Origin of the sequence: Pseudoalteromonas rubra, from assembly GCF_004212645.1 — a bacterium.
GTDB lineage: Bacteria > Pseudomonadota > Gammaproteobacteria > Enterobacterales > Alteromonadaceae > Pseudoalteromonas > Pseudoalteromonas rubra_G.
This window is the reverse complement of record NZ_PPUZ01000053.1, coordinates 49,332-57,489: the sequence shown is the minus strand read 5'-3', so window position 1 is coordinate 57,489 and position 8,158 is coordinate 49,332. Positions and strand designations below refer to the sequence as shown.

At 47.5% G+C, this 8,158-nt stretch carries 8 protein-coding genes and 1 pseudogene; 8 read left to right on the top strand and 1 reads right to left on the bottom strand.

Features of this window, described 5'->3' with window-relative positions:
• The first annotated feature begins 589 nt into the window (after positions 1 to 589).
• The 5 genes and pseudogenes from lexA (at position 590) to C3B51_RS18425 (ending at position 5,732) form a co-directional block, all read left to right on the top strand.
• Positions 590 to 1,198 carry a transcriptional repressor LexA gene (lexA, locus tag C3B51_RS18445; protein ID WP_046007083.1) on the top strand — a complete coding sequence of 203 codons (609 nt, stop codon included), beginning with the start codon at positions 590 to 592 and terminating at the stop codon, positions 1,196 to 1,198.
• A gap of 329 nt (positions 1,199 to 1,527) precedes the next feature.
• Positions 1,528 to 2,640 (top strand): cytochrome c oxidase subunit II, encoded by a 1,113-nt coding sequence (coxB, locus tag C3B51_RS18440; protein WP_240701927.1) that lies wholly within the window; start codon positions 1,528 to 1,530, stop codon positions 2,638 to 2,640.
• On the top strand, positions 2,637 to 4,229 hold the full coding sequence (gene ctaD, locus C3B51_RS18435; protein WP_130245994.1) for a cytochrome c oxidase subunit I: 1,593 nt from the start codon (positions 2,637 to 2,639) through the stop codon (positions 4,227 to 4,229). Before coxB ends, ctaD begins: the two co-directional genes overlap by 4 nt.
• Positions 4,229 to 4,744, top strand: a pseudogene (locus C3B51_RS18430) (cytochrome c oxidase assembly protein); the annotation flags it as partial. The gene ctaD and the pseudogene C3B51_RS18430, both read left to right, overlap by 1 nt.
• Positions 4,745 to 4,868: 124 nt before the next feature.
• Entirely contained in the window at positions 4,869 to 5,732 is an 864-nt protein-coding gene (locus C3B51_RS18425) for a cytochrome c oxidase subunit 3 (RefSeq protein ID WP_130245992.1), read from the top strand.
• Here the strand turns inward: C3B51_RS18425 and C3B51_RS18420 are convergent.
• Complete coding sequence (locus tag C3B51_RS18420) at positions 5,632 to 5,940, bottom strand: DUF2909 domain-containing protein (protein WP_130245991.1); 309 nt, start codon at positions 5,938 to 5,940, stop codon at positions 5,632 to 5,634. The genes C3B51_RS18425 and C3B51_RS18420 overlap by 101 nt on opposite strands.
• Before the next feature lie 62 nt (positions 5,941 to 6,002).
• On the opposite strand from C3B51_RS18420, the gene C3B51_RS18415 reads away from it, so the two are divergent.
• Genes C3B51_RS18415 through C3B51_RS18405 form a run of 3 tightly spaced genes read left to right on the top strand, consistent with a single transcriptional unit; the run spans position 6,003 to position 8,156 of the window.
• Positions 6,003 to 6,677: an SURF1 family protein gene (locus tag C3B51_RS18415; RefSeq protein ID WP_240701926.1), complete on the top strand. Its 675-nt coding sequence runs from the start codon at positions 6,003 to 6,005 to the stop codon at positions 6,675 to 6,677.
• Positions 6,667 to 7,167: a transmembrane cytochrome oxidase associated protein gene (locus C3B51_RS18410; protein ID WP_130245989.1), complete on the top strand. Its 501-nt coding sequence runs from the start codon at positions 6,667 to 6,669 to the stop codon at positions 7,165 to 7,167. Before C3B51_RS18415 ends, C3B51_RS18410 begins: the two co-directional genes overlap by 11 nt.
• Positions 7,164 to 8,156, top strand: coding sequence for a COX15/CtaA family protein (locus tag C3B51_RS18405; RefSeq protein WP_130245988.1), 993 nt, complete (start codon positions 7,164 to 7,166; stop codon positions 8,154 to 8,156). The genes C3B51_RS18410 and C3B51_RS18405 overlap by 4 nt, the downstream gene beginning before the upstream one ends.
• Positions 8,157 to 8,158 lie beyond the last annotated feature (2 nt).

Here is an 8,158-nt window from a genome sequence, read left to right as displayed (position 1 = left end):
GGACATTGCCAAGCTCCTAATAAAAGAAAGCCCGATTCGAAAGAGTCGGGCTTTTTTGCGTTTTGAATTTAAAAAATCGTCGATGAAGCTGTAGACAGAATGGCGTTGTCTATTCATCCATGAAGCTTGGTGGATGAAGAATAGGTCTGCGTTCTCTAAAATAGCTTATTTCACCTTGCGCAAAGTAAATGTACTCGCGTTGCTCGCTGTCATTGTACTTTGCACTTTATTCATCCAAGAATATCGTCGACATTCGTACCTCCTTGTACCTCAAAGCCCGATTCGAAAGAGTCGGGCTTTTTTGCGTCTGGAATAAAGTACTTCCATGTAGTATCTCCCCTTCGCGCATCCCTGCGCTCACTTCCTCGAACTGCGAAGCGTTGCTTCGGTTTCTCGTCACCCTCGCGTTCATTGCGCTGCGAAGCGGTGCTTCGGTCGCAATTCACCCTAGCGTAAAGTAAATGTGCTTGCGTTGCTTGCTGTCATTGTACTTTGCCGTTGCCTTTGCTGGTTAAAGGCGATTAACCATTGCGAAAAAATGATAACTGTATATACTCACAGTAAATGCACTGTATGGAAAACCAGTTATATGCGACCACTTACTAAACGACAAGAACAAGTTTTTGAACTTATAAAAGTTTTCATTAAGGATACTGGCATGCCGCCGACTCGAGCAGAGATTGCCGAGTCGCTTGGGTTCCGCAGTGCGAATGCCGCAGAAGAACACTTGAAAGCATTAGCTAAGAAAGGCGTAATTGAAATGGTACCTGGTGCAAGCCGAGGGATCCGTTTGGTTGACGACGAGCCAGAGCAACTTGGGTTACCTTTAATTGGCCGAGTTGCAGCTGGTGAGCCGATACTTGCGCAAGAGCACATTGAAAGCCATTGTTCGGTCGACCCTGCAATGTTTCATCCTGCCGCAGATTACTTGTTGCGGGTTAATGGGATGAGCATGAAGAACATAGGGATCATGGATGGTGATCTACTTGCAGTACACCGTACTCAGGTTGTGAATAACGGGCAGGTTGTCGTTGCACGAGTTGAGGAAGATGTAACAGTTAAACGCTTTGAAAAGCTTGGTAAGAAAGTATACTTGCACGCTGAAAATGAAGACTTTTCTCCTATCGAAGTTGACTTAGAGCAACAGAATTTCTCTGTCGAAGGTTTGGCTGTCGGCGTGATACGCAGCGATATTTAAATATTTCCTACCGCCCGGCGTGATACATGCCGGGCGAATTTTACTTCTTGTAAACACTTATATGTAGCCACTCCAAGTGGTTCAGCGTATGAGTGACTCCTAACAAACAGCTATTTTTCAACTATTTCCCTACCCTAGAAAACAAAATCAGCGCCAGATAAAAACTTGCTAAACGGTTAAATTTTGACTAGTTGTTAAATGGTCGTGCAGTACGCATGGGTTTACCCAGGTGAAATGACAGTCATCCGATAATAAGAACCGTTGCTTCTCACTCCTGAGGCAATCGAGGGAGACGTCTAATGAAAATAGCGAAACTCATCACAGTTGCGATGTGTTTACTCCTCAGTACGCTCGTGTTCGCAAGCGACTACAATATGCGTACGGGGGTTACAGACATCAGTAACCAAGTTTATCAGTTACACATGACCATATTCTGGATCTGTTGCGTAATTGGGCTGATAGTATTTTCAGTCATGTTTTGGGCATTGATCCACCACCGGCGCTCTAAAGGTGCAGAGCCTGCACAATTTCATGAAAGTACTAAGGTCGAAATCCTTTGGACAGCCATTCCGTTTTTAATTTTGGTGGCCATGGCCGTGCCTGCAACAAAAACTTTGATTGCGATGGAAGACACTGACAAGGCAGACCTGACAATCAAAGTAACGGGGTCGCAGTGGAAATGGCATTACGAATATCTTGGCCATGACGTCGACTTTTACTCTCTGATGTCTACACCAAGAGCGCAGATAGACAATATGGAGAGTAAAACAGAGAACTATCTGCTTGAAGTCGACAAGCCGCTGGTCATCCCAACTGGCAAGAAAGTGCGGTTTTTACTTACATCTGACGACGTGATTCACTCCTGGTGGGTGCCCGATTTCGCGGTTAAAAAGGATGCCAATCCTGGGTTTATTAACGAAGCATGGACGAATGTGAATGAACCGGGAACATATCGAGGTCAATGCGCGGAACTGTGTGGCAAAGACCATGGCTTCATGCCTGTTGTCGTAGAAGCAAAGCCGGAAGCTGAGTTTCAGGCTTGGCTTGCTAACGAAAAGGCGCAAAGAGCGCTTGCTGCGCAGCAAGAAGCCGCACTATTAGATCAGACGCTTAGCAAAGAAGAGCTGATGGCAACTGGGGAGCGCGTCTATATGGCTTATTGTGCTGCTTGCCATCAGCCTACGGGCTTAGGTTTGCAGGGGGTGTTTCCTGCCTTGAAAGGCAGCGCTATGGTCACTGGAGACTTGCAAGCACACATAGCAATTATTATGGATGGGCGTCCAGGTACTGCGATGCAGGCTTTTGCCAAGCAACTCTCATTAAAAGAAGTAGCCGGAGTTATCACCTACAAAAGAAACAGCTGGGGGAATGATACCGGGGAAGTTATCCAACCCAGTCAAATACAAGCTTACCTTGACGGAAAACAGGAGGAAGCCAAATGACTTCGAGCACACAGCAAGCTGAACACGAGCACGATCATGCGCACCACGGTCCGGCAACCGGTATCAAGCGTTGGCTTTTCACAACGAATCATAAAGACATAGGGTCATTATATTTGCTGTTCTCTTTGTTGATGTTTCTGATCGGCGGTGGGATGGCTATGGTGATCCGGGCTGAGCTGTTCCAACCTGGGCTTCAGCTTGTAGATCCCCATTTCTTCAATCAAATGACCACAGTACATGGTTTGATCATGGTGTTTGGTGCCGTAATGCCAGCCTTTACGGGCCTGGCAAACTGGATGGTACCCATGATGATTGGTGCGCCCGATATGGCGCTACCACGGATGAATAACTGGAGCTTTTGGATCTTGCCATTTGCTTTTCTGATATTGCTGGCCTCGCTCTTTATGGAAGGCGGTGGCCCAGCGTTTGGCTGGACCTTCTATGCGCCTTTGTCCACCACTTACAGTAACGACAATACTGCTTTATTCGTTTTTGCTGTTCATATCATGGGTGTCAGCTCAATAATGGGGGCAATTAATGTCATCGTGACCATAGTCAATATGCGCGCGCCGGGAATGACATGGATGAAGTTACCTTTGTTTGTGTGGACCTGGCTGATCACCGCATTTCTGTTGATTGCGGTAATGCCTGTGCTGGCTGGAGCGGTAACTATGGTGTTGACGGATAAGTATTTTGGAACGAGCTTCTTTGATGCTGCCGGCGGGGGGGATCCCGTGATGTTCCAGCATATTTTCTGGTTCTTTGGTCATCCGGAAGTATACATCATGATATTACCGGCTTTTGGGGTGATCTCTACGATAGTGCCGACTTTCTCAAGGAAAAAGCTGTTTGGATATGCATCTATGGTATATGCCACCTCATCCATCGCCTTGTTGTCTTTTATAGTGTGGGCACATCATATGTTTACTACCGGTATGCCTTTGGCCGGTGAACTCTTTTTTATGTATGCGACTATGCTTATCTCTGTACCAACCGGCGTCAAAGTTTTTAACTGGGTAGCCACAATGTGGCGCGGTTCAATCAGTTTTGAAGTGCCGATGTTATTTGCTATCGCGTTTATTGTACTGTTTACGCTCGGGGGCTTTTCGGGCTTGATGCTGGCGATTACGCCTGCCGATTTTCAGTATCACGATACTTACTTTGTCGTTGCTCATTTCCATTACGTGCTAGTCACAGGGGCTGTCTTTTCGATTATGGCAGCAGCTTACTACTGGCTGCCTAAGTGGACGGGCTATATGTACAGCGAGATCTTGGCTAAATGGCACTTTTGGTTGTCATTGGTCAGCGTTAATATCTTATTCTTTCCGATGCATTTTGTTGGGCTCGCAGGAATGCCACGACGGATCCCCGATTACGCACTGCAATTCGCAGACTTCAATGCTTTGATAAGTATTGGCGGTTTTGCCTTTGGTTTATCTCAGCTGCTGTTTGTGGCTGTGGTATTCAAGTGCATAGCAGGCGGGCAGCGTGCGCCAGCCAAGGTGTGGGATGGTGCAGAAGGGTTGGAGTGGGATGTTGCGTCACCTGCACCTTATCATACTTTTAGTACACCTCCTGAGGTGAAGTAATGCATGCCCCGTTACTGAGAAAGCTTTTGTTATTGGTGCTGGGTATGTTTGCATTTGCGTTTGCCCTGGTGCCGCTTTACGACGTGTTCTGCGACATCACGGGGCTCAATGGCAAAGTAGAGCTGACAGCCGCGGAGGCAAGCGAAGAGCAAGATTTAGCGCGCAAAGTAGATGTGAGTTTCACAACGCATACGCAAGGACAGGCACCCTTTAAGGTGCAGGCCGAGACCTATCAAGTGACTGTTACGCCTGGCACGTTAACAGAAGTCAGTTTTACGGCCGAAAATCTGAGCGTTGATGCTCGCATAATGCAAGCTATTCCATCTGTTTCTCCTGGTATGGCGGCAAAGTATCTGCATAAGCTCGCTTGCTTTTGCTTTGATCAACAAAGTATGCAGGCAAGGCAGAAAATGTCTTTTACCTTACGGTTCTATGTCGACACAGAGCTACCTACTGACATTGCAGAGCTGACGCTCGCATACACGTTGTATGACATCACAGACAGAAATGCGGCTGTTTCTAGTATGCCTCAGTACCCAGCAATAAAGCAGTTTGATGATTTCGAGCGTGACGCGGTTGGTAAAGGGTACGTCTACAGTATACAAGCCGCTGTGTATCAACAAATACGAGGATTAAGTCATGGCTAGTGGTTACGAAAAATACTATGTACCTGAGCAAAGCCCTTGGCCCATAGTGGGGGCCGTAGCCCTGTTTGGAGTTGCTGTAGGGGGAGGGTTAACTGTAATGAAAAGCCCTGCTGGCCAGTTTATTTTATATGCCGGGATTGGCTTACTGTTGTTTATGTTAGCCGGGTGGTTTCGGCATGTTATTCGGGAGTCGCAAGGCGGTTTATATTCACAGCAAATGGATCGTTCATTTCGACAGGGGATGGCCTGGTTTATTTTTTCTGAAGTGATGTTTTTTGCTGCATTTTTTGGTGCTTTATTCTATGCGCGTATGTTTGCGGTGCCCTGGCTGGGTGGTGCAAGCAATAACGCTATGACACACGAGTTACTGTGGCCTAGCTTTGAAGCAGTATGGCCTTTACTGAACACACCAAGTGGTGACACAACACAAGCCATGGGGTGGCAAGGTCTGCCGCTGATAAACACCATCATTCTTTTGATTTCATCTGTCACCCTGCATTTTGCGCACGCTGCCATGGAGCAGGGCCAAAGAAACAAAGTAAAGGTGTTTTTAGGGCTAACTATTTTGCTGGGGTTTGCCTTTTTGGCTCTGCAAGTTGAGGAATATGTGTATGCCTATCAGGATTTGGGGCTTACTTTAGAGTCAGGTATTTATGGTAATACCTTCTTTATGCTGACTGGATTTCACGGTATGCATGTCACGCTTGGCGCTATTATTTTAGCAGTCGTTTGGCTGCGGGTAATGAAGGGGCATTTTAGCGCACATAACCATTTTGCATTTCAGGCAGGTGCCTGGTACTGGCATTTTGTTGATGTGGTCTGGCTGTGCTTGTTTGTGTTTGTTTATGTGTTGTAGCGCCCGGTGCTGGGTTGAAGTTAAGCCAGCCCAGTCCTTTCGCAATGAGAATAAGCAGCAAAACACTTGCTGAGAAAAACACTCTTTTACCCAACAGCCGAGACATTGACTCACCTGACTGAGTCCCTTTGAGCATGATGAACAAAGCTCGAAACAGGTTATAGATGATGCTGAAAAGCAAAACAATAATAATTAATTTGAGTAGCATGACATATGACGCAGGTAAACATAAGTAGATCAAAGGTTAGCGCATATTGCTCAGTTTTGGCAGTGGGTGTTGTGGTATGCACTTGCCTGGCTCTTTCTGTATGGCAGTGGCAAAGAGCGGCGCAAAAGACCCACCTGATTGAGAAGCGACAAAGCGATCAGTCACCGCTCGAGTTTAATGCGCTTGCTGACCTGCAAAACCCAAGTGCCCTGGAAGGAAAGCTGTTTAGGGTGAGGGGATATTTTGATACGTCACGTTTCTGGCTGCTCGACAATCAGATATTAAATGGCGCACCTGGCTATGATGTAGTTACCTTATTTCGTCCCGTTTACGGCGAATCTTGGTTGGTTGTCAATCTTGGCTTCATCCCGGCAACACACAGCCGTGCCGTTTTACCTGAGATTTCACTCCCCAGCGAATTACAAACCGTTGACGTAGAGTTCAAAATCGGTAAGTGGGCAGGTTTTACGTTAGCTGCGCAGCCTGATTTGAATGTGACCCAGCCCGAGCTGCTCCAGTACCTTGATCATGCCTTTTTTGTTGCGCAGACACGGCGTCCGATAGCATCTGCCTTAGCGTATGCTTCACGCCCAGTTGTGAGCAACATACAGCCCCACTATGAAGCGGTTGTTATGGGGCCAGAGAAACATCGGGCTTATGCACTGCAATGGCTGTTGTTGGCAGTTGCTGCAGTGGTTGTTCCCTATTTTGCTTATAAAAGGAAGAATGATGAATAAGGTAGCCGGATTATTTTTAGCCTGTTGTATGTTACCTCTGATCGCTGCATGGGTGGTGCTCTGGTCGGGTTGGCAACCAGATAGCACGACCAATCAGGGTAACTTTTTGAATCAGGAGGTTATCCTGGATGTGCCAGAGCAAGGCCACAAGGCCTGGTTTATCGCTTTGAATCAGCCAGCTAGTTGTGCTCAGTTATGTCAGAGCCAGATTGCTTTGATGGAGCAACTCACTGTTGCACTGGGTAAGCATCGTCAGCAAGTGGGCTTGCTCTTGTTGGGGGAGGGACAAAGCGAACAAGCGAGCGTGCTGCCAGAGGTTGCAAGTTTATCACCGGGGGCTTTTTATCTGGTCGATAAGCATGGTCTGGTGGTGCTGGAGTATTTGCCGCAGCCAGACCAAACCGCAAACAGGGTACTGCTGAAAGGCCTGCTGAAGGATTTAAAAAAGCTACTGTCTTACGAGCGAAGCAGTGCGGGAGGTAAGCAATGACGCAAGGGTTTAGAAGATTAGTATTCATGTCAGCCTTGCTGGCAGCATTGGTGGTCACTTTGGGGGCCTATACCCGATTGAGTAATGCCGGTCTTGGCTGCCCGGACTGGCCAGGTTGCTACGGCTTTTTAACGGTGCCTAACGAATCTCATGAATTAGTGTCGGCGCAGCAGAAGTTTCCCGGTGCAGAAGTACACCAAAAAAAAGCGTGGATCGAAATGATACACAGGTATTTTGCTGGCAGTTTAGGCTTGATAGTCGCAGCGATTTTTTTTATGGCACTGCGCCACTCAAGCGCCCACAAAAATGTAAAAGGGTTGTCGGGGTTATTGGTCGTATTAATCATATTTCAGGCACTGCTGGGTATGTGGACCGTGACGATGAACTTACAGCCTTTGGTGGTGATGGGGCACCTGCTGGGTGGGTTTACCATACTGAGCCTGTTGACGTTATTATGGCTCAAAGCCCGTCAGCCAGCTGCTGTCCCCATTGCTCATATTGCCGGTTTGAGGTTTTTGACCCTGGCTGTGTTGTTGATATTGATACTGCAAATTGCATTGGGCGGGTGGCTGGCTGCCAACTATGCTGCGCCTCATTGTCGTGGCTTGCCGTTATGTGAAAATGGCGAGCTGTTCTCACTGAGTAGTCTGTTTCAGTTGCCACATTCTTCCGCCAGTTATGAGTTCGGTGTACTACCGTTTGAAACCCGGCTTTCCATTCACCTGGTTCATCGGATTTGGGCCATGGTGACGCTGTGTGCCATCTTGTTGTTAAGCTGGCGTTTGTACCGGGGCATTCCCGACAAGCGTGTGCGACCTGTCATTATGTTGCCGGCTATCCTTGTATTATGCCAGGTGCTATTGGGCGGGGCGATTGTACATTGGCAGTTCCCGCTGTTGCTGACGCTATTTCACAATGTGATGGCGGCGCTTTTACTGCTGAGCATGGTTCGGGTGTGTTATCTGCTGTTTTATCAAACTAAGGAGTAAGT

Coding starts and splice junctions, on each gene's coding strand:
- lexA (WP_046007083.1), top strand. CDS start 590: ATGCGACCACTTACTAAACGACAAGAACAAGTTTTTGAACTTATAAAA.
- coxB (WP_240701927.1), top strand. CDS start 1,528: ATGTGTTTACTCCTCAGTACGCTCGTGTTCGCAAGCGACTACAATATG.
- ctaD (WP_130245994.1), top strand. CDS start 2,637: ATGACTTCGAGCACACAGCAAGCTGAACACGAGCACGATCATGCGCAC.
- C3B51_RS18425 (WP_130245992.1), top strand. CDS start 4,869: ATGGCTAGTGGTTACGAAAAATACTATGTACCTGAGCAAAGCCCTTGG.
- C3B51_RS18420 (WP_130245991.1), bottom strand. CDS start 5,940: ATGCTACTCAAATTAATTATTATTGTTTTGCTTTTCAGCATCATCTAT.
- C3B51_RS18410 (WP_130245989.1), top strand. CDS start 6,667: ATGATGAATAAGGTAGCCGGATTATTTTTAGCCTGTTGTATGTTACCT.
- C3B51_RS18405 (WP_130245988.1), top strand. CDS start 7,164: ATGACGCAAGGGTTTAGAAGATTAGTATTCATGTCAGCCTTGCTGGCA.